The organism is Bacillus sp. LQ01 (genome assembly GCF_057624735.1).
In genome coordinates this window covers 2,024,707-2,043,742 of the sequence record NZ_JBYEZL010000001.1, presented here as the reverse complement: position 1 = coordinate 2,043,742, position 19,036 = coordinate 2,024,707, and the positions used below count along the sequence as shown (strand labels likewise).

At 33.0% G+C, this 19,036-nt stretch carries 22 protein-coding genes and 2 pseudogenes; 16 read left to right on the top strand and 8 right to left on the bottom strand.

Features of this window, described 5'->3' with window-relative positions:
- Positions 1-143 precede the first annotated feature (143 nt).
- The 5 genes from AC22L0_RS10715 to AC22L0_RS10695 all read right to left on the bottom strand — a co-directional run bounded on the left by AC22L0_RS10715 (position 144) and on the right by AC22L0_RS10695 (position 3,382).
- A complete protein-coding gene (locus AC22L0_RS10715) occupies positions 144-506 on the bottom strand; it encodes a hypothetical protein (RefSeq protein WP_087967007.1) in 363 nt (120 codons plus the stop codon).
- A gap of 169 nt (positions 507-675) precedes the next feature.
- Positions 676-975 (bottom strand): hypothetical protein, encoded by a 300-nt coding sequence (locus AC22L0_RS10710; protein ID WP_001279464.1) that lies wholly within the window; start codon positions 973-975, stop codon positions 676-678.
- Positions 976-1,128: 153 nt separating this feature from the next.
- Positions 1,129-2,331, bottom strand: coding sequence for an MFS transporter (locus AC22L0_RS10705; protein WP_000269261.1), 1,203 nt, complete (start codon positions 2,329-2,331; stop codon positions 1,129-1,131).
- 295 nt (positions 2,332-2,626) lie between these two features.
- Positions 2,627-3,061 (bottom strand): exosporium protein ExsC, encoded by a 435-nt coding sequence (exsC, locus tag AC22L0_RS10700; RefSeq protein WP_000148797.1) that lies wholly within the window; start codon positions 3,059-3,061, stop codon positions 2,627-2,629.
- A gap of 168 nt (positions 3,062-3,229) precedes the next feature.
- A complete protein-coding gene (locus AC22L0_RS10695; protein ID WP_000291905.1) occupies positions 3,230-3,382 on the bottom strand; it encodes a YqbF domain-containing protein in 153 nt (50 codons plus the stop codon).
- Positions 3,383-3,859: 477 nt separating this feature from the next.
- Between AC22L0_RS10695 and AC22L0_RS10690 the strand changes: the two genes are divergently transcribed.
- The 9 genes and pseudogenes from AC22L0_RS10690 (at position 3,860) to AC22L0_RS10650 (ending at position 8,879) form a co-directional block, all read left to right on the top strand.
- Complete coding sequence (locus AC22L0_RS10690) at positions 3,860-4,228, top strand: hypothetical protein (RefSeq protein WP_000071478.1); 369 nt, start codon at positions 3,860-3,862, stop codon at positions 4,226-4,228.
- A 196-nt stretch (positions 4,229-4,424) separates the two neighbouring features.
- Positions 4,425-5,210, top strand: coding sequence for a class I SAM-dependent methyltransferase (locus AC22L0_RS10685; RefSeq protein WP_087967009.1), 786 nt, complete (start codon positions 4,425-4,427; stop codon positions 5,208-5,210).
- A 69-nt stretch (positions 5,211-5,279) separates the two neighbouring features.
- Positions 5,280-5,468, top strand: coding sequence for a DUF3970 family protein (locus AC22L0_RS10680; RefSeq protein ID WP_000621885.1), 189 nt, complete (start codon positions 5,280-5,282; stop codon positions 5,466-5,468).
- 77 nt (positions 5,469-5,545) lie between these two features.
- Positions 5,546-6,511, top strand: coding sequence for a nucleoside hydrolase (locus AC22L0_RS10675; protein ID WP_087967011.1), 966 nt, complete (start codon positions 5,546-5,548; stop codon positions 6,509-6,511).
- A 180-nt stretch (positions 6,512-6,691) separates the two neighbouring features.
- Positions 6,692-6,934: a GlsB/YeaQ/YmgE family stress response membrane protein gene (locus AC22L0_RS10670; protein ID WP_000638306.1), complete on the top strand. Its 243-nt coding sequence runs from the start codon at positions 6,692-6,694 to the stop codon at positions 6,932-6,934.
- Positions 6,935-7,011: 77 nt separating this feature from the next.
- Positions 7,012-7,407, top strand: coding sequence for a hypothetical protein (locus tag AC22L0_RS10665; RefSeq protein ID WP_000847587.1), 396 nt, complete (start codon positions 7,012-7,014; stop codon positions 7,405-7,407).
- Positions 7,408-7,727: 320 nt separating this feature from the next.
- On the top strand, positions 7,728-7,874 hold the full coding sequence (locus AC22L0_RS10660; protein WP_000959548.1) for a hypothetical protein: 147 nt from the start codon (positions 7,728-7,730) through the stop codon (positions 7,872-7,874).
- A 139-nt stretch (positions 7,875-8,013) separates the two neighbouring features.
- Positions 8,014-8,184 (top strand): annotated as a pseudogene (locus tag AC22L0_RS10655) (aminopeptidase); the annotation flags it as partial.
- A 23-nt stretch (positions 8,185-8,207) separates the two neighbouring features.
- Positions 8,208-8,879: a YjgB family protein gene (locus AC22L0_RS10650; protein ID WP_002103234.1), complete on the top strand. Its 672-nt coding sequence runs from the start codon at positions 8,208-8,210 to the stop codon at positions 8,877-8,879.
- Between the two features lie 170 nt (positions 8,880-9,049).
- On the opposite strand, the gene AC22L0_RS10645 is transcribed toward AC22L0_RS10650, so the two are convergent.
- Positions 9,050-10,264, bottom strand: coding sequence for an MDR family MFS transporter (locus tag AC22L0_RS10645; protein ID WP_001108454.1), 1,215 nt, complete (start codon positions 10,262-10,264; stop codon positions 9,050-9,052).
- A gap of 101 nt (positions 10,265-10,365) precedes the next feature.
- Here AC22L0_RS10645 and AC22L0_RS10640 point away from each other — a divergent pair, with 101 nt between their 5' ends.
- The 5 genes from AC22L0_RS10640 to AC22L0_RS10620 all read left to right on the top strand — a co-directional run bounded on the left by AC22L0_RS10640 (position 10,366) and on the right by AC22L0_RS10620 (position 15,892).
- Positions 10,366-12,102 carry an ABC transporter substrate-binding protein gene (locus AC22L0_RS10640; RefSeq protein ID WP_048567582.1) on the top strand — a complete coding sequence of 579 codons (1,737 nt, stop codon included), beginning with the start codon at positions 10,366-10,368 and terminating at the stop codon, positions 12,100-12,102.
- Positions 12,103-12,261: 159 nt separating this feature from the next.
- Entirely contained in the window at positions 12,262-12,885 is a 624-nt protein-coding gene (locus AC22L0_RS10635; RefSeq protein WP_000102238.1) for a YhbD family protein, read from the top strand.
- A gap of 13 nt (positions 12,886-12,898) precedes the next feature.
- Complete coding sequence (locus tag AC22L0_RS10630) at positions 12,899-13,609, top strand: bactofilin family protein (protein WP_001258384.1); 711 nt, start codon at positions 12,899-12,901, stop codon at positions 13,607-13,609.
- A gap of 18 nt (positions 13,610-13,627) precedes the next feature.
- Positions 13,628-14,335, top strand: coding sequence for a hypothetical protein (locus AC22L0_RS10625; protein ID WP_000400911.1), 708 nt, complete (start codon positions 13,628-13,630; stop codon positions 14,333-14,335).
- Positions 14,336-14,359: 24 nt separating this feature from the next.
- Positions 14,360-15,892 (top strand): MDR family MFS transporter, encoded by a 1,533-nt coding sequence (locus AC22L0_RS10620; protein ID WP_000229619.1) that lies wholly within the window; start codon positions 14,360-14,362, stop codon positions 15,890-15,892.
- Positions 15,893-15,946: 54 nt separating this feature from the next.
- On the opposite strand, the gene AC22L0_RS10615 is transcribed toward AC22L0_RS10620, so the two are convergent.
- Entirely contained in the window at positions 15,947-16,267 is a 321-nt protein-coding gene (locus AC22L0_RS10615) for a hypothetical protein (RefSeq protein WP_001062727.1), read from the bottom strand.
- 261 nt (positions 16,268-16,528) lie between these two features.
- Here AC22L0_RS10615 and AC22L0_RS10610 point away from each other — a divergent pair.
- Together AC22L0_RS10610 and AC22L0_RS10605 are read left to right on the top strand one after the other, a co-directional pair.
- Positions 16,529-16,854, top strand: a pseudogene (locus AC22L0_RS10610) (BC_2878 family exosporium-associated protein); the annotation flags it as partial.
- A gap of 310 nt (positions 16,855-17,164) precedes the next feature.
- Positions 17,165-17,935, top strand: a complete 771-nt coding sequence (locus AC22L0_RS10605; protein WP_000638734.1) for a GNAT family N-acetyltransferase — start codon at positions 17,165-17,167, stop codon at positions 17,933-17,935.
- Positions 17,936-18,287: 352 nt separating this feature from the next.
- Here AC22L0_RS10605 and AC22L0_RS10600 read toward each other — a convergent pair whose 3' ends face one another.
- Complete coding sequence (locus tag AC22L0_RS10600) at positions 18,288-18,719, bottom strand: GNAT family N-acetyltransferase (RefSeq protein WP_000027150.1); 432 nt, start codon at positions 18,717-18,719, stop codon at positions 18,288-18,290.
- Between the last annotated feature and the right edge of the window lie 317 nt (positions 18,720-19,036).

The window sequence follows — 19,036 nt, the reverse complement described above, 5'->3', positions numbered from 1 at the left end:
ACTTAAGATATTTTCTAGTTTTTATTAAGTATATTTCTCATGTTTTGAATGAAAAAGAATACGAAAACAAGGGCTATTTTTGTGGACGATTTCTAAAGTGAAATAACGCAGAAAATATTTTCTGCGTCTCCTCTGAAATGTAATCATTTCTTTTTATATGTGCATAATTTTTCGGCTGTCAAAAAGTATACATTTAATGTACCGTCGGCAACTTTTAAAGTTTGGTCCGATGTAAATGAATTACCATAATCAATGTGATATATATTAGAATTTTTGACAAATGAGCCTTTATATAAATCGTCTTTATTCTTTGTTGTTTGCATTTCTACTAAATTTTGCACAATTTCCTCTTTATTTTCTTTTTTGATAACTGTTTCAAATTTATAATATACAGGGCATTCCCCTTTTTTATTGTCAACGACTTCCCAAGAACCGTATATATCGTTACTGCTGCATCCACTAAGTAGGATGATTAGTATAGGAATTGTAAGTAGAACCTTTTTCATTTTGTGCTCCTTTCTTTTAAATTTGAATAAACGTGCGAATACGATAGGGATATTATAATAAATAAAGTTTAAATTTTTTTAAAGAATTATTTAATTTCATATAAAAATTTAGGAGAAATTAAATAAGCATGAATCTAGTGTAAAGTCAGATTCATGCTAGTACTATAGCCTATGTTATGTCTTTTTTGAGGATAAATAAAGAGGAAAGCAGAATCACTATTCCATTTAATATATATACGCTTGCGGTCATAAAGGCTAACGTACCTGCGCCAAATCCTGCTTTATCGAATATAGAAGCAAATGTTGCGATAGTCAAAAAGATAATGGGAGTCAGTAGTAAAAATATGAAACCTGCCACGATTCTTTTTTTAAAACTATGTCCAGATAAGGAAATGGCTAAAAAGTTTAGGATGCTAAACAGAGCAATTGCAAAGAGCAGGACAATAAATACTTCGATGCCATCAGACATTTTACCACTCCTTTTATAAAGAGTACTTTTTATAATCTATTCGAAATAAAAGGTTGATACTCCTTTAGGTAATTTCAATAAACGTAATAAATAGGCGTATTATAAAACAAAGAAGTATGGATTCAATATTAGACCCATACTTCTTTGTTTATTTTATAAATTTGCAGATTGCGAATGCTGTTTTTCATAATGTTTCTGCTTAGAAAGGGAAATAGAAATAATCAATAATGAAACGACTCCAAAGATGAGAACCATATATTGTAACCCAATTGTATCTAAGAAGAAGCCTGTGCCAAGTAAGACGATTTGGAACATAACCCTCTCAAACATATTACGGAATGAGAAGAGGCGACCGTGATAACTTTTTTCCACTTTCGTTTGGAAAATCGTCGACATAATAGGGAAGAAGCAGCCAACACTAAACCCAAACAAACCAAATGATGTAAGAGCCATCCATTTTATATCGCTAAAGAACAATGACAGATGTGCAAAAGCAGTACAAACTGCGAAGAAATATAGTAATTTTTCAGGTTTGAAATGATCAGATAGACGTTTAATTACGAAGGCACCTAACATAAATGCGACACCTTCAATTGTATATATGAACCCTTTAATCGTAGGATCATGTTGCATTTCGCTAATGTTAATAACCATTAAATTAAACCCAGCTATAAATAATAGAGGGATGATACTTAATATAAGTGCTGTAAAAGCAATAGGAATTCCTTTTAAAATACGAAATACTTCCATAAAGCTATTATCTTTTGCAGCTTGTTTACTTGGTGTTGTTGATTTCTTGTCTTCGAATTGTAGGAAGAAAGTCGAGAGGAATAATAAGGCGTATGCTGCCATTGAGAAGGCATACATGTACTGTAAACTCATCACAACTAAAAGAATTCCACCTAGTGAAGTGCCTGCAATACGAGCAATTGTACCAACATTCATATGTACACCGTTCATTTGTAATAACTCATGCTCACGTACGATGAGTGGAATTACAGATTGTAATGCAGGGAAATAAAATGCTGCTGAAATTTGAAGAGCAACCATAAATGCGATCATAAATGCGATACTTTCAAATTGAATAGCAAAAAACATGAAAATAACACTTAAAACTCGACCAAACCCAGCGTAAAGAAGAACTTTTTTCTTTTCATACTGATCGATGACACGGCCAGCCATAGGTCCAACTAGAACACCGGCTAATAGTCCGATAAATAATATAACTGATTTCATGAAATCAGAAGGGACATATTTTTGCATAAATTCAAGGTTGCCAAGAATACCAAGCCATAATCCTAGACCTGCAATAAACTCCCCAATTAGAACAATCCAAACGTTTTTATTACGCCACATAACATAAAACCTCTCCGTCTTTTAAAAATGAAAAACTCGTATATAAAACCTCCTTATTTATGCACTATTTTCATACGAACTTTTTTAGAGTCAGAGTCTATATTACGTGTTTCATAATTGGATTTCAATCTTTTTGATTTGTCAAAAATTTGATGTGTTAATTGATGAAATAAGTGAATCAAAACGTAAAAAATTTATGATTAAAGCTAATAGAAAGTAAGGATACATATAAAAAAGCAAGAACGTATAACTACGCCTCGCTTTTCTCAAGTACAAAATTAAATATTAGATTCACTTAGCAACATTTACGCTCTTGTCCAATAGCTAAAGCGCTAAAAGATAATGGGCCAACAACTTCTGCGCTTGCACCACTAGTAAGGTTTTCTACAGTTAATGAATATTCGTGTGTTCCACTGCTAACGTTTTGATCTATAGCTTGAAATGTTTGTACGTAGAATTGTTCAGAATCTGTAGATTCAATACCTACTTGTGCATTAAAAATTTCAATGTTATCACGGAAAATTCGGAATAAAACTTGTGAAGTCTCAGTTATACCTTCTACACCAATTGTAGCGATTAATTCTACTCGATTATTTCGTGAATCTCTACTTGAAATTCTCAATTTTAAATTTGCTAAAATTGCTTTATTTGGAGAAGCTGGGATTGCAAAAGTTGTTTCACCAGTTTTACTTATAGGCTGAGTAGCTTGGTAATCAATGATATGAGTCATATTCTTCACCTCCTCATATACTAGAATATGAAAATAGTGAAGAATTAGCTTGGACAAATACTGGATTATTTAATAGAGTCAACAATAATTATTGAAAAGAAGAAATTCACATAAAAGCATTAAGAATATATCACAATAAGATGATATTTTTCTTAATGCTTTTTGTAATTAAGCAGAATATTCTTCTTTACGTACTTCAAAAAATTCATTACGTCGCAAGTAATTATAAATTTTCTCTGAAACCTCTTCTTCTTCAGACACTAAGAAACGATGATCAAAAGCGTAGAAAGATTGACCTTTAATTAATTTTACGTAATACATATTAAACGCCTCCTGACACTAGATTATTACTTGCTTCATATTATGATGGCCTATATGTCTGCTAAAAATACTTGGAGTTTCAAAGGGGATAAGTAAAGAAATGAAAGAGCTTACAATTCTGTAAGGTTTATGTCACCTTTTTCGATAGTTTGTATTTACCAGTTTCTTCTATAATGCAAATAGGTTACATAAAATAAGGGGGTAAAAAGATGGATGAAATAATTGGAGAAGTTGTGGCTGGTATTTGTGAATTTGTAGTGGAAGTAACAGCAGATGCTATAGGAAATTTAGTTTCTGGAAATGATGAGGAAAAAGAAACATTATAATAATTTGTAAAAGAATAAAGTTGATCAAATTATAAAGGCTGATTTCTAAAGGGAAATCAGCTTTTTTATTTTTTACATTATATTAACTTAATTTGAATATTCATTTGTTATCATATTTAAGAAGCCTATATAAGGAGGTGAATAAACAAATATGTCGAATTCAGGGCCTGATTTATCTGTTTCTCGTTTGATTGTGGTAAATATAGAGGAAAAAGAATATCATTTTATTGTTCGTGAACATCCGATTGTAGGGAAATTTATATCGCTATTTGAAAATGGGAAAGAATACGGTTTAATAGATAAACAAATCGCTAATAAAGATAAATTTATTACATCGGAGCTTACTAAGTTAGATTATTTTAATATAGATGTTTTATATCTTACACCTGGGTGGATATGGATTGGTATGGATCAATTTGGTTTACATGCTCGTGAGGCTACTTATAACGAAGTAGATGTTATTATGAAGTTGAAAGAGGATTTATATTATATAGATATATACGAAGAAATAAAAATGTAGTAAATATTTATTCAGGTTAGGGGGGAAGTTCCCATAGCCTTTTTTTGTTTAATAATAAAATGCAAAATTATATTATTTTAATGAAAGGTAAATATGATAAGAAGTGAGATGAAAAGAGGATTTGAAAATACATTAAGAGAATTGTAATAATTATATGAGTCGTATATGTAAATAACAATAGAAAGAAGATGATAATATGAGTAAAGAAGAGCTTGTGAAAAAACAGTTTGGCAGCAATGCAGATAAATATGTAAATAGTAAAATACATGCTAAAGGACTGGATTTACAATATGTAGTTCAACAAGTTGAGTCTCGTCATAATAATCGTCTTCTTGATGTTGCTACTGGTGGCGGGCATGTGGCAAATATGTTAGCACCTATGTTTGAAGAAGTAGTTGCACTTGATTTAACAGAACAGATGTTAGAAAAAGCAAAAGTTTTTATAAAGCAGAATGGTCATGAAAATGTATCTTTTGTAGCAGGAAATGCAGAGAATTTACCATTTGCAGACCATTTTTTTGATACAATTACATGCCGGATTGCAGCCCATCATTTTACGAGTCCGGCTCAATTTATTTATGAAGTAAATCGTACGTTGGAGGATAATGGATTATTCATCTTAATAGATAATGTTTCGCCAGAAAATAATGAATATGATACATTTTATAATTTTATAGAAAAAAAGCGTGACCCAAGTCATGAACGAGCTCTAAAAAAGACAGAATGGCTTACTTTATTAGAAAAAAATGGTTTGCAAATGCAGTCATGTCTTACTTTTGATAAGAAGTTTAATTTTGACTGGTGGTGTAATATGATGGATGTCCCTTTACAAAAGCGTGAAAAATTAACAGAATGTATGATGAAAGCACCAAACGAAATGAAGGAATATTTTAATATTCAATTTAAAAATAATAAAGTAGAATCGTTCTATACTGAAATGGCTATGTTTATATGTAAAAAAAGTATAACGTTAAAAAGATAAATGTGTTGCAGTCTTTCTGAAGTACGATATACTTAGTACAGAGAAACTGAGAATTGAGGAATAGTTATAATGATTCGTGTACGCATTGAAGGTACTGAGGAAGAAATGCTTGAATTTATGGGGAAAATGCCAGACATTCCTGGATTTGAAAAGACACATATGAGAGAGCCGAGAAAAGGAAATAACCCGAAATACGATTCAAGTAAAAATGTACTTGCATATTTGTCTTATAAAAAGATTGAAGTCGCCAATAAATAGGCGGCTTTTTTAGTTTGCGCTGTTTCACCGCCTTGTCTTTTTCACATAATAATAATAGTAGATTATGCTGAAGAGGGGTGAGAATAGTTAATAAGAAAATTATCTTTTTTGGAGACTTTGGTATTGATGACGCCGTAGCGTTAATTTATGCAAATAAAACATGTAAATTAGATATTCTAGGTATTGTTGCTGAGTACGGGAATGTATCACGAGATATCGTTACGGAAAATGTTTATTTTTTAGAAAGGTACTATGCTACACAAGTGAAAATTATTGAAGGTGCGAGTAGACCGATGACAGCTGAAGAGCCTTTGTTTTTCCCTGAAATCCACGGGGATCACGGTTTAGGTCCTATTATTCCACCTGAGATGAGAATTTGTAAACGAGAAAATTTTTGTGAATTAATCAAATTAATCGAACCTTGTCCAGAAGATATTATAATTGTGGCGACAGGGAGACTAACGACGCTTGCTACGTTATTTTTATTGTATCCAAATATAATGGATCGTATTTGTTCGTATTATATAATGGGCGGCGCTTTCCTATTTCCAGGTAATGTTACACCAGTATCTGAAGCGAATTTTTATGGTGATCCAATTGCAGCAAATATTGTTATGAAATATGGGAAAAACGCTAGCATATACCCGTTAAATGTAACACAGGGCGCGCTTATTACGCCTGAAATGGCCAATATAATAGATAAACAAGGAACTGGACAGGCGAAACTCATTAAACCAATGATTGATTTTTATTATGAGAACTTCTATAAAAAAGAATATCCGGGTATTGGTGGAAGTCCTATACACGATTTACTACCGTTTATCTCGTTTATAGATGACAGTATTTTCGAATATAAAAAATCGGCAGTGTGGATTAGTACGACAAATGATGTGACTAGGGGCCAAAGTGTAGCAGACTTTAGAAAAATAGCTGAGCCAACAAGGTTTGATAATCGGCCGATTCAAAGAATTGCTGTTGGTTTTAACTATGCAGCTTTTAAAGAAGAGTTTATGCGAACAATATTGAAGCCAGATTGTCCTTAATGTGTGTAATAACAAGTCGGATAAATCGTTAGTTCAAAAAAAGGTTTAATTTGTGTGTATTATTCTCAAAAATCTTAAAGTTGAACAACATGAATAACTTATGAAAAATGTCACATAACTAATGGTAAGCAATTGTTTCTAATTATATTTTGATTGGTGAAATGCAAAGGAGGTTATTATATGATTTGGTCTTTAATCGTCGGTGGTATATTAGGATGGCTTGCGAGCTTAATTACTGGAAAGGACGTACCTGGTGGTGTAATTGGTAATATTATTGCTGGTATTATCGGTTCTTGGGTTGGTTCGAAATTACTTGGTAGTTTTGGTCCAGTCATTGGCGGATATGCAATTATTCCAGCTTTAATCGGTGCGATCATTTTGATTTTCATCGTAAGCTTCTTATTACGAGCAATGCGAAAATGAATGTAAGGGCTGTTTACATTTGTAAGCAGTCCTTTTTATATGTTATGCTAGTATTATACAATCAGGAGGTGTCAGCATTGAAAACATTTACAGTAAATTTCCATCAAGAAGATAATGCTAAAGCGACAACAGTACATAAATTAAGTGAAGAGGACTTCAACAAAGCAACAGAAAAAGGCACTCGTCATCTATTTGATTTAGATACAAACGTTGGATTCTTCGTATTCTTTGACGCAGAAGATGCAGAAGGAAACGATCAATACTTAATGTTACAATACGAAGGTGATCATGAAGAGCCAACTGCGTGCTACGGATTTGATTTAAAACTATACTATCAATTTTTAGCACTGTACTTAAACGATCTTGAGTTCCAAGGTGAAACAGATGAGGAAGAGGAAGAATACGGTCCAATTCATCATTTAGCGCATTTACTTTATCATATTGTTGAAGATGGTAAATCAATCGAAGTGTAATATACATATTTGAAGCTGCCCTTTTTGGGCAGCTTTTTTATATGACATTGGAATGGTGTACTGTGAGCTAAATAAAGTGAAACTTTAATCAGTGGGGGTTTTGTTCATCCCCACTGATTATCAGCCCTCACCAATCGGGCTTTTACGGACAGCAGGGCCCCCACCTAACTTCTTTGTTTCCGCTGAATTTTGAGGTGGGGATCTTACTGCCCGGCAAATAGCGGGATAAATTAATAATAGAAATTTATTTATTACTTTCATGTTAGCATCGTAAAACACCTGTTATAATGATTGTAATTAAATTCATGGAGGCTAATTCTATGCTTGTAGATGTAAAAGCTTTTATTAAAGCTGCAGGTTTAACATGTATTTCATCATTAAGTGGAGATAACACGTTTGCTTATAATTTTGAAACTGTAAAAAATACTATCGCTACATTTTTTAAGAAGCTAAGATTTACCGTATAATTTTATTTCAACCAGTAGGAAAAGAGTAATCACTTCCTACTGGTTTTTTTCTGTTTCAAGGAGCTGTTGTGAGAGCATGTTTTAAGTTATAGATAGAGGATATTATCATTGAGAAGAGAAGGTTTAAATAAGGATATGAAAATGGTTTCGTTTATCAGGAGGTAGTTACATCGGATATAACAGACTTGGTTACTTTTTAGAAACAGCTTTTGTAATATATTTTGTACAAGCTTTTGGAGAGAATGAAGCAGTGACTTTTTGGAACAAACATAATTTGAAAAGTAGTGTAATGGGTTGGTTAACGAAATGAATAAGATGCAATAGGGGGTAAAAATGATGAAAATATATTTAAAAATAGTTATGTTATTTTTGGTGTTTACATGTATGTTTGCGCTAGCCGCATGTAAAGAGACAGACGAAAAAAAGGAAACAAATCCAACCTCGGAAAATAATAAAAATGAACAAAGTAATTTTTCAGAAGAACAGAAAAATCCTGAAGCAAAACCAAGCAATGAAAAAACAACAAAACCATCGCCTGACCCAGATTCGAAAAATAGAACACTTAATCAAAAATCAATTAACCACGTTAAAGATTTGTTTGAACTCGCAAAAGAAGGAAAAGTACCTAATGTACCATTTGGAGCCCATACAGGGGATATTGAAGAAATTGAAAAAGTGTGGGGGAAAGCAAATAAAACCGAATATGCAGGGAACGGAATGTACGCAATTTTTACAAATAAAAATGTTGTTTTCGGATTTAATAAAGGGTCACAAGTTTTTGATGTACGCTCATATCATGCAGAACTAAAATTGATTACATTACAAGAAATTGAAAAAGCATTAGGAAAACCATCTTCAGTTAAAGAGAATGGTGAAGATAAAATATATGTATACAAAGTAAATAACCAGTATGAGCTGAAATTTGTCATTCCAAAATCGACTGGTAAGGTAGATCATATTTCTGTATTTTCACCAGAGGATAGTATTAATAAAATGGCAGGATAAGAAATTAAGTGATTTCAAAAACACCTCACTTTCCTTAAGTGAGGTGTTTTTAGTTGTAAATAAGGAACGTCTCCTGCCAAATAAAACATACTTTCATACGCGAAATACTTCACTTTTGTTTTTTAATATTCATCCAATAAGAAATATTGATCTACTGAAAAAGTAGTAACCTATAAATTATGTGTAGGCTGGTTCATGATTTTTTTACGTTCTAAATTTTGAACAAACAGTGCTTGAACAATACCTCCAATTAATAAGAAACTAGCACAAATATAAAACAGCATACTTCCATTTAACTTACTTAATAAAACTGCACCAATAACTGGTCCGCATGTTCGAGATATATCCCAGTGTATACCGTAAATTGAAAAATATAAACCACGTTTATTGTGAGGTGCAATTTCTGAAACGAATCGTAATAAATGGTTTAGAGCAATACTTTCTCCAATGACTAAAAAGAGTAAGGTGAAGAACAACGAGAATATCGTCGTTGAATAACTAAAGCCAACTGCAGCTATTGTATAGCAGGCGTAAGAAATAAGGATGATTTTCGCCATAGAAAATCGTTCAGACCATTTTACGAGGAAGATTTGTAGAATGATTTCCAAAATGGCTTTGCATGTTGAAATAAATGCGAGTATGAATACGAGATTAGGAAATACATGTTCTGCAAAAATACGATAATTCGTCTCAGTTTGTGCATAAAAAAAGCTAATAGGAAGTGTAGAAACCATAAGACCGAATATGGCATAATGTTTAAAAATGAATTGCTTTGGTGAACTTGCCTCAACTGTTTGTTTCGACTTACTCATAGGTGGAACGGTTTCTGGGAGCTGGGTCCAAACAACAACGGCATATATCGTAAGGGTTACACTTTGCACGATAAATAAATATTCTGGGTGAGTATTATAAAAACTTGCACCTATTAAAGGGCCGACTACGGATCCAATTGCTCCCATCGTTTGTAGGAGAGCAAAAACTTCTGCTTGCTGCTCTTGTTTTGTTAAATCAGCAATTTGTGCACGCTGAGCTGGAATGTATAAGGAACGGCCAATACCATTAATGACATATAACAGTGCAAATATAAAAACGGATTGAGCGAAAACGAAACTACCGATTGCAACACCTTGTAGTAATAATCCGAGTAACATAATTTTTTTTCGGCCATATTTATCAGTAATTCCTCCAGCAATAAGTGTAAATAAAATGTCTGAAAGTGGCTGTAATCCGAAAATCAGCATAGTTATAATTACATTGCCGTTTAACATTTTATTGATGTAAATAATCATAATGAGAGCTAACATAGATTCAGTCGTTCGGGTTAATAATTCACCGCACAGTCTAATAAAAATAGGTTTATTGTAACGAAGTAAGAGATAATTCAATATTAATTCCTCCTTTCTATATTGAAATGATAAGATGAAAGGAGAGTTGGAAAAAGGGTAGAAACAATAGGGAGTATTTTTCACCTTTTAGGGGGAGTATGATGTTTATTTTAGATCAATACATTGAACTATGGATTGCTTATGGAAAAGGGAAAAAAGAGGGAGAACGATTGGAAGTAACAGTGCAAAATATATCTGGAACACTATTTTGTACAGAGCGTAATAGTAAATTAATTATAAAAAAATTAGATGAGTTAAATTGGATTAAGTGGTTTCCAGGTCGCGGCAGAGGAAATCGTTCTAAATTAATATTTCAAAAGCACCCGATGTCTTTAATTTTAGATAGAGGAAAAGAAATAACGAAAAAAGGGGATGTGAAAAGCGGAAGTATATTTGTGGAACGCTATAGCTCACATTTTCCATCAGTAAAGGGAGAATATCATTCCTGGGTGGATTCAATATTTGGTCATAAGGTTGAAATGACATCTGAAGGGAGAAGAGATGTACTCCGGTTGCAAGTACAAATGAATTTAGATATCACATTAGATCCTGTATACGCTACAATGCGCTCAGAATGCCATATGGTAAAACATATATTCGACACACTCGTGTATGTAGACGGTAATACAAACATTATAGAGCCAAGACTTGCATTTCACTGGGAATATAATGACGCTGAAAAAATATGGACGTTTTACTTACGAAAAGGAGTTCACTTTCATAATGGAAAACAACTTACTGCACATGATGTTATATACTCGTTGAATCGATTTATAAAGCTGGAAAATAATGCACACACATGGATGTTACAACACGTTGAAAGTATCCGTTCAGTGGATGACTACGTTTTCGAAATTCAATTACATACAGAAAATCGAATGTTTTTACATATGCTAAGTGCAGAACAGTGTTCTATCGTGAATGAAGATGAAGCAGGAGGGCTAATTGGAACCGGGCCTTTTCAATTATATAAAAGTAATGAAAATCTGTTCATTTTAGAAGGACATCCTTTATATTTTCGTGAAAGACCTTTTTTAGATCGTGTTGAGTTGTGGAATGTAGAACAAGGTGTAGGTACATACGATGTTTTAGTAAAGGCGCAGTATAAAGATAAAGAAAAACATAATAAAGAATTGTCTCGGCTTGAGTCGAACGTGACATATATAACATGTAATCTTACGAAAGAAGGACCAATGCAAGATGAGTTATTTCGGAAAGCGTTATATAACATCATTCATGGTTATACAATCGTTCAAGAACTCGGCGGAGAACGTGGAGAAGTGGCAAAAAAACTAATATTAGCAGGTGAAAGCATTGTAGAGATTGAGGAAGATGTAGAAAGTTTAATTAAAAGGAGTACTTATCATAATGAAGTGCTACAACTCTACACATTTACAGGACGAGATCATGTTGAAGATGCACAGTGGATACAAAAAGAGTGTGCGAAATACGGGATTCGTGTAGAAAATAATTTTCTTGATATAGAAGAGCTATTGGAAGTAAGTACGATACAAAAGGCCGATATGATGCATGATAGTGCTACAATTAGTGAACGAATAGAAGATAGTCTATTATATATGTTTCTTACAAAAAATAGTTTTATTCATGGACAAAGCAGCATGGACTTTCATGAAAAGTTGTCTCCTTATTTTAGACAAGAAGAATTAGAGAAAAGAGTTACACTGTTACGCGATATCGAGGATACTTTGTTACGTCAAATTCATATTATTCCTTTATATCGTAATAAACAAGAGGTAAGTACACATGAAAAAGTTCAAAATATAATGATTAATTCACAAGGTTGGATTGATTTTTATAATATTTGGTTTAAGTCTTGATATATAAGGGCTTTTGCACATTTTCATAAGGTGTGTAAGAGCCTTTTTTGTATGTAGGAATAGGTTTGTTTTACACATTGTTACGCTACTTGTGATAAAAGTCTATTTACAGCGTAACAGTGTTATGTTACATTGTTATCAGGAAGGAGTGTTATACAGTTGAGTACAGATTTAATTTCAAAAAAAGATTTATTAGAACTAACTGGTATTTCATACGGACAGTTATATAGGTGGAAAAGAAAAAATTTAATTCCGGAAGATTGGTTTGTACGAAAATCAACGTTTACAGGTCAAGAGACATTTTTTCCGAAAGAAAAGATATTAGAGCGTATCGATAAAATCCAAACGATGAAAGAGGATTTATCACTTGATGAACTAGCGAACATGTTTTCGCCGAGTGTGAGAGAAATTCTTTTAACAAAGGAAGACATTTTATGCAAGGGGATTGCATCAGAACCAGTTTTACAATTTTTCATAGAACAAACGAATAAAAGAGCAGAGTTTCAATTTGTAGATATTCTTTATGTGTACATGTTAGAAGAATTACTACAATCAGGAGAGATTAGTTTAGAAGAAGGAAAAATGGTCTTGCAAGTTTTACGTGAAAATTATGAAGCAATTAAACATAAAACTTGTGACTTAATTATTGTCCGAAAGTTAGGTATTTCTACATGTTTATTGGTTTCAAACGTGGACGATTTAATTTTTGAAAAAGGCACCAAAATCGTTTTACGCGAAGCGATTATGAAATATACCGAAGCATTAAAAACTAAATTGTTGTAGTGGAGGAGAAAGTATGCGTACAGATAATTTGATTATAAATGGTTACGGTTCATCGAATGGTGGCGAGTTTCATAAAGTGCAATTAAACGGAAAAGGAACTGTGAATGGAAATGTTGAATGTGAGCAATTTGAATGTAACGGTTACGGTGCAGTTACTGGCGATTTGAAAAGTAGCAGTGCACGAATTAGCGGATCTGGTAAAGTTGATGGCACAGTTCATGCTGAAACGATGCGAATTGATGGAAAAGCAACAATTACGCAAAATGTAAAAGCAAACAGTTTAAAAATTGCAGGAAAAGGTACGATAGGTGGAAATGTCACTGGTGAAGAATTTAAAGTCAATGGTCAAGCTACAATTGACGGTAATTGTGAAGTGGATACTTTTTCTTCAGAAGGACAATTTACAATCGGTGGTTTATTAAGCGCAGATGAAATTAATATAAATATTCACGGTACATGTCGAGCGAAAGAAATTGGTGGTCAAACGATTAAAGTAAGACATAGATCAGGTACATTTAGTAGGCTATTTAAAACAGTATTTGGCTTGCAGTTAGAAGCTGAACTATTAGAAGGTGACAATATCGATATTGATTATGCTCACATAAGAACGGTAAGAGGAAACAATGTTACAGTAGGAGCAAACTGTGAGATTGAACTGATTGAATATACCGGTGTTCTTACTGTTGATAAAAATGCAAATGTAAAAGAAATTAAGCAGGTTTAACGGAAGGGAGAAATCAGTATGGAACATCCACATAGTCTCACAGTAAATGGTTCTGGTAATTCAGCAGGCGGAGATTATAATAAAGTGAAGATTCGCGGTGAAGGAACAATTACGAATGATATGAGTTGCAATGAGTTTAAAACGTACGGAACGAGTGATGTACGCGGTAATGTGAAAGTGAAAAACTATGTCGTGTATGGAGATAACGAAGTACAAGGAAATGTAGATGCGGAATATGTAAAAGTATATGGTAATACACAAATTCATGGTGATGCTCATATTGAAAAAACAAAAGTTAGAGGTATGATAAATATTGAAGGAAAGTTTTCAGGTGATTTCGTAGATGTAAAAGGTGCTTTAAATGTAAAGGGAGATATTGAAGTAGAAGATTTATCATTAACTGGTGGTCTTGAAAGTGATGGATTACTTAATGCTGAAAATATTCAAATCTCACTTCGTTATGAAGGCAGTAAGGTAAGAGAAATTGGTGGTAAAAAAATTACCGTTCGTAAAAAAGCGAGATTTATTCCTTTTACTAGTCATGCTGGAAACCTCCAAACTTCAATTGTTGAAGGAGATGATATCTATTTAGAACATACGATTGCTGAAGTTGTAAGAGGCAACAACGTCACAATTGGTCCTGGATGTGAAATTAGTGTTGTAGAATATCATACTAGTTTTAATCAAAAAGGTAATGCAGTCGTAAAAGAACATAAACAAATATAAGTAGTATGAGGGAGAGCAAGAGATATGGTTGAGAAGAATAATAAGCTCGGCTTTGTTGTGGCGGGCTTATTGCTAGGTATTTTAATGGCATCGATGGATAATACCATTGTCGTAACGGCGATGGGAACAATCGTTGGTGACTTAGGAGGCCTCGAAAACTTTGTATGGGTCGTTTCTGCCTATATGGTCGCAGAAATGGCAGGCATGCCTATTTTCGGTAAGCTATCAGATATGTATGGTAGAAAGAGATTCTTTATTTTCGGTTTAATTGTCTTTATGATTGGTTCGGCACTTTGTGGTACTGCTGAAAATATTACACAGTTAGGTATTTATCGTGCCATTCAAGGTATTGGCGGCGGGGCATTAGTGCCGATCGCGTTTACTATCGTTTTTGATATTTTTCCACCTGAAAAACGCGGGAAAATGGGTGGTTTATTCGGAGCTGTATTTGGATTATCTAGTATTTTCGGGCCATTACTTGGCGCATATATTACCGATTACATTAGCTGGCACTGGGTATTTTATATTAACTTACCACTTGGCATTTTAGCACTTATTTTTATTACATTCTTTTATAAAGAATCACGCGTTCATAGAAAGCAAAAGATTGATTGGTTTGGCGCAATTACTTTAGTTGGTGCAGTAGTTTCTTTAATGTTTGCGCTTGAACTAGGCGGACAAAAATATGATTGGGATTCTAGCTTTATTTTAAGTTTATTTGGTGGATTCGCTATTTTAATCATCGCATTCATTTTTATTGAACGAAAAGTAGAAGAACCAATTATTTCATTTGAGATGTTTAAGCAGCGCTTATTCGGAATGAGTACAATTATTGCATTATGTTACGGTGCTGCATTTATGTCAGCAACTGTTTACATTCCGTTATTCATTCAAGGTGTATACGGCGGGACTGCAACAAACTCAGGATTATTACTTTTACCTATGATGCTAGGATCAGTCGTAACAGCGCAGTTAGGTGGATTTTTAACGACTAAGCTGAGCTACCGAAACATTATGATTATTTCTGCTGTTATTATGTTAATCGGATTATTCTTATTAAGTACATTAACGCCAGAAACAAGTCGTGCATTATTAACGGTTTATATGATTATTATCGGATTTGGAGTAGGTTTCTCATTCTCTGTACTAAGTATGGCTTCAATTCATAACTTCGGTATGGAACAGCGTGGATCTGCAACTTCAACGAGTAACTTCATTCGTTCATTAGGAATGACACTAGGTATTACAATCTTCGGAATGATCCAAAGAACAGGTTTCCAAGATCAATTAGAAGAAGCATTTAAAGGGATGAGCGGGGGAATGAATACAAAATTAGGGGATTCAAGAGCCATTTTATCAGAATCGGCAAGATCTCAAATCCCTCCGCAAATATTAGATAAGATTATTGACGCTCTTTCTAGTTCAATTGTTCAAACATTCATGTGGGCATTGGTACCAGCTGGATTAGCATTCATGTTCATTTTCTTTATGGGAAATGAGCGTATGGTAATTAAGAAAGAACAAATGAATAAAAAGAGTGAAACATCAAAAGCGTAATGAAAAAGCTCCTTTCCAATTGGAAAGGAGCTTTTTCGTATGTACGGTGTTAGATTAGCCTTCGATAATTTCGTATTCTTCGTCTGCAAGTAATAAAATTTGCGTTTTCTTGCCTTTGTTTTGAACTTCGATTACATCGTATGCGCCTAAGTCTCTTACTTTGCTTTGAGAAGCGTTAACCATAACTTCAATAGAATCAATTAAGATATCTTCTTCAATATATGATTCAGGCAATGCCATATCTTCAGTATCTAATACACACGCATATAGATTTTGTAAATTTTCAGCAGTTGGGTTTTGTTCCTCAACATCAATGATATTTTTTACTGCATCCATATTTTCTTCTTTTGCTTGGTACACTTTAATTTTAGCCATAATTTTAATCTCCTTTATAACGTAATCGTAGAGGCTACACCTCATTATAACGTTTTTTTTATGAAAGATGAAATTGTTATATGTATTTATAGTAAAAATTATGTGTTCTTACTCAAAATTGGTGTGATTTCCATATAAATGTACGAGTAGGTAACGATAATGTTACGTTAAAGTTATATTGTCCAAGCTTTTCTTATTTTCTTCCTATATGTATGTAGTAGCAATTCTATATAGAGAAGGGATGGAGTGTAAGTGGGTTGTGAACCGAGAGTTTCTAGAGATTTTGTTCAAGTACCTGAACTGGTAGGTTTTCGATTACTTTTATCACATCCAGCTGGAGACCCTTTAAACTACGGATTATTATTTATTAATTTTCCTGATACGATTTTTATTTTTATATTGGCATCAAGCGGATACCTTGCCATTTCGAACTGTTTAAAAATAGAGGGCGGAACTGGTGATGCCGAAATAGAAGAGATGAAAAAATGATAGAGGATGACGATAATACGTACAAGTCAGTTGTTAAATTGACTAAAGTATATAAGAACGGTGAGACGGAATCTTTTATTTATAAAAATGAGTTATAATACATGTATTTAAATGCACCCTCAAACTATTGTTGAGGGTTGTTACATAATTAATTATGTTGATCCTTTAAGCCATTTGTTAACGAGTAAGAAATATATTTATTGTTGACTTATTTTATAGGTTGATCATTTCATAGTAAGTAGATGTTATAATCATTTTATGTTTACTGATATTTTATAAATATTCGAAGTTTCAATTTAATAGTCAATTGCTTTTATGATGAACAGGTGGGTGTGTATATGAATACGAATTATGGAGCGCTCATGAAAATGTTAAGAGTGGTTGATTCTAAAGAAGGCGGGAATGTAAATGATATATGAAGCGAATATACATACAAGAAAAAAACTAGTTTCTATGTTTGAGGATTTCAATAACGTTGTTTTACTTTCTTATTTACAAGGGCATATGGGTACTGCTTGGGTAAATGATCTTGAAAATCCAACAGTAGCACAAGTTACGGTAGGAATTTTTACATTTTACGCTGGAGACCCAAATACGAAAGAAACAGAAGAGTTATTACGTAATATTCCAGAAAGAATTTTAGTTATCGTAAATAGTGAAGAGTGGAAACAACGCTTAGAAACATTCCATGAAAGAAAAATAGATAAGTTTTTACGTTATAAATTCAAACGAAATCCAGAAGTTTTTAATCGTTCAAAATTACAATCTTTTATATCAGCACTTCCAAAAGAATATGAGTTAAGAAGAATAGATGAGCATATCGCAAATAGCCCCAAATTACATAAGATATCTGAAGATTTTACAAGTCAATTTCATTCGATAGAAGATTATATAAACCGTGGTATAGGTTATAGCATTTTATATAATGGAGAAGTTGTATGCGGTGCATCCTCCTATAGTATTTATAATGATGGGATTGAAATTGAAGTTGCGACTGATCACAATCATAGAAGAGAGGGCTTGGCAACTGTAGTTAGTGCAGCTATTATATTGGATTGCTTAGAAAATGGAAAGTATCCAAACTGGGACGCAGCGAATACTACATCTGCTAAACTAGCAGAAAAGTTAGGATATGAATTTGATAAGGCATATGATACTTATTTTGTAGATAATAGATGAGTGAAGGAGTTACATACTAAAAAATACATGCGCCCTAGTACGTAAGTCTAGGGCGCATGTATTAGTTGGTAAATATCTTCATAACAATTTTATCACATTTTATCTTTTGAATGTTTGGAATTAAAGATATTTATGTGACTTTTTGAAAAAATAAAAGAGCAGTTAGCAAAAGCTAACTGCTCTTCTCCAAGGGGGAATGGAGAAATACAATCATGTTACCTATAGTATTGACAGAACATTGAGTTTTAATCAGCCATTTATAAAAGGAGAGATAAAATATCTTTGATTAATCCTTAGCTCCGATTAGGAGTACTGATAGAAAAACGATTGAGAATATATTTTTTTATTACATTTACAATTTGAAGAGTAGAACGTGTTTATCGTAATTCTCCAAACACCAATTATATTTTTTTAGAATAATTGGATGGACTGCTTCTTTCGTAGTATTGACTTCAGTATATCCATATTTCTTATAAAAGTTTTCTAATTCCTCAAAAGGAAGACAATATACATTTTGTATTTGTGATTTTTTTGCAGTTTCTACTAAAAATAAAACAAGCTCACCAGCTAATTGTAGCCCTCTAAATTGAGGCAGAATAAAAATTCCGCCCATTTCTAAAGTATCTTCATCTATTTGGACTAATCGGCCAACGCCTGCATACTCGTTGTTATATGTAATAATTGCAACTTTATCTCTCTTTAAATCACTCCGTACAAATCCTATTGAGTCATATTGGTTATTAATCCATTCTAAATCGTTAGATGTGGCCAATTGAATACTCATATACATCCTCCTTCGGAATACTAGCGCTCTCTTCATTATATAGAACATAAGATACTATATCAAAAGAACCTTGAGATAGCACATTTGTTTAAGTTATTAGTTAAAAGTGTGGGATTGCTGGCATTGAAATGATGGCTTCACCAAACATAGGATAATAATCTTGTAAATTTAGTGTTACATAGTCAAAATAAAAATTAGTTTATGTGTTCGGTAACGCACGATTGTTTAAGTGTAGAGAAAATCATAGGGTTATTTTAATTAGTAGCTACTGTATTCATTGAAGCTATTAAGGAAATGTGGTAATCGCCAGCCCTAGT

What these genes read in the sequence shown, in the direction of transcription:
- AC22L0_RS10630 (WP_001258384.1), top strand. Translation starts at nt 12,899, where the DNA reads ATGCGTACAGATAATTTGATTATAAATGGTTACGGTTCATCGAATGGT.
- exsC (WP_000148797.1), bottom strand. Translation starts at nt 3,061, where the DNA reads ATGACTCATATCATTGATTACCAAGCTACTCAGCCTATAAGTAAAACT.
- AC22L0_RS10680 (WP_000621885.1), top strand. Translation starts at nt 5,280, where the DNA reads ATGATTCGTGTACGCATTGAAGGTACTGAGGAAGAAATGCTTGAATTT.
- AC22L0_RS10710 (WP_001279464.1), bottom strand. Translation starts at nt 975, where the DNA reads ATGTCTGATGGCATCGAAGTATTTATTGTCCTGCTCTTTGCAATTGCT.
- AC22L0_RS10605 (WP_000638734.1), top strand. Translation starts at nt 17,165, where the DNA reads ATGATATATGAAGCGAATATACATACAAGAAAAAAACTAGTTTCTATG.
- AC22L0_RS10715 (WP_087967007.1), bottom strand. Translation starts at nt 506, where the DNA reads ATGAAAAAGGTTCTACTTACAATTCCTATACTAATCATCCTACTTAGT.
- AC22L0_RS10695 (WP_000291905.1), bottom strand. Translation starts at nt 3,382, where the DNA reads ATGTATTACGTAAAATTAATTAAAGGTCAATCTTTCTACGCTTTTGAT.
- AC22L0_RS10660 (WP_000959548.1), top strand. Translation starts at nt 7,728, where the DNA reads ATGCTTGTAGATGTAAAAGCTTTTATTAAAGCTGCAGGTTTAACATGT.
- AC22L0_RS10670 (WP_000638306.1), top strand. Translation starts at nt 6,692, where the DNA reads ATGATTTGGTCTTTAATCGTCGGTGGTATATTAGGATGGCTTGCGAGC.
- AC22L0_RS10685 (WP_087967009.1), top strand. Translation starts at nt 4,425, where the DNA reads ATGAGTAAAGAAGAGCTTGTGAAAAAACAGTTTGGCAGCAATGCAGAT.
- AC22L0_RS10620 (WP_000229619.1), top strand. Translation starts at nt 14,360, where the DNA reads ATGGTTGAGAAGAATAATAAGCTCGGCTTTGTTGTGGCGGGCTTATTG.
- AC22L0_RS10625 (WP_000400911.1), top strand. Translation starts at nt 13,628, where the DNA reads ATGGAACATCCACATAGTCTCACAGTAAATGGTTCTGGTAATTCAGCA.
- AC22L0_RS10650 (WP_002103234.1), top strand. Translation starts at nt 8,208, where the DNA reads ATGATGAAAATATATTTAAAAATAGTTATGTTATTTTTGGTGTTTACA.
- AC22L0_RS10705 (WP_000269261.1), bottom strand. Translation starts at nt 2,331, where the DNA reads ATGTGGCGTAATAAAAACGTTTGGATTGTTCTAATTGGGGAGTTTATT.
- AC22L0_RS10600 (WP_000027150.1), bottom strand. Translation starts at nt 18,719, where the DNA reads ATGAGTATTCAATTGGCCACATCTAACGATTTAGAATGGATTAATAAC.
- AC22L0_RS10615 (WP_001062727.1), bottom strand. Translation starts at nt 16,267, where the DNA reads ATGGCTAAAATTAAAGTGTACCAAGCAAAAGAAGAAAATATGGATGCA.
- AC22L0_RS10690 (WP_000071478.1), top strand. Translation starts at nt 3,860, where the DNA reads ATGTCGAATTCAGGGCCTGATTTATCTGTTTCTCGTTTGATTGTGGTA.
- AC22L0_RS10640 (WP_048567582.1), top strand. Translation starts at nt 10,366, where the DNA reads ATGTTTATTTTAGATCAATACATTGAACTATGGATTGCTTATGGAAAA.